Annotated in this window: 1 pseudogene; it reads left to right on the top strand. The window is 72.4% G+C overall.

Annotated features, from left to right (window positions below):
* Window positions 1-576, top strand: a pseudogene (locus tag ACY45C_RS09145) (transcriptional regulator); the annotation flags it as partial.

Raw genomic sequence — 576 nt, 5'->3', positions numbered from 1 at the left:
CTCATCCGCTTGCGTTCGTCCGAGCCCAGCGCGGGTGGTCCTATCAGCGTCTGGCGCGGGTCGTGGCCCGCCGCGCACGTGACCTCGGGGTGGCGAACATGGCCGCCGAGCGGCAGAAGGTCTGGCGCTGGGAGCACCGTGGTGTCGTGCCCGACCGGGTGTCCCAGCTCGCGCTCGCCGCGGAGCTCGGCGTGCCCAACGATCGCCTGGAGTCGCACCCCTGGCCCGCGTGGCTACCGACCGGCGACGCGGTGCGCACCGAGTACCCGTGGACGCCGGGCGGCAGCATAACCTCGATCATGGACGTCGTCGAGGACGCGCTCTCCGACCGCCGCGGCTTCCTGACGATCACTGGGGTCGGGGTGGCGGAACTCGCGACGCAGTGGCTCGGCATGGAACCGGCCCGGCTGGCGGCGGCCTTGAACGGGGGACGGGTCGACGACCAGATCGTGAACCGGATCGAGCACAACATCCCCGGGCTGCGGGTCATGGATGAGCGGCTCGGCGGGGAGAGCGTGCGCCGGCTGGTCGACGCCGAGCTCGGCGTGGTGGCGGACCTGCTGGTGCGTGGGTCCT

Source organism: Frankia sp. CcWB2, from assembly GCF_977927585.1.
The sequence above is the reverse complement of the archived record's forward strand: the minus strand, read 5'-3'. Positions and strand labels throughout refer to the sequence as shown.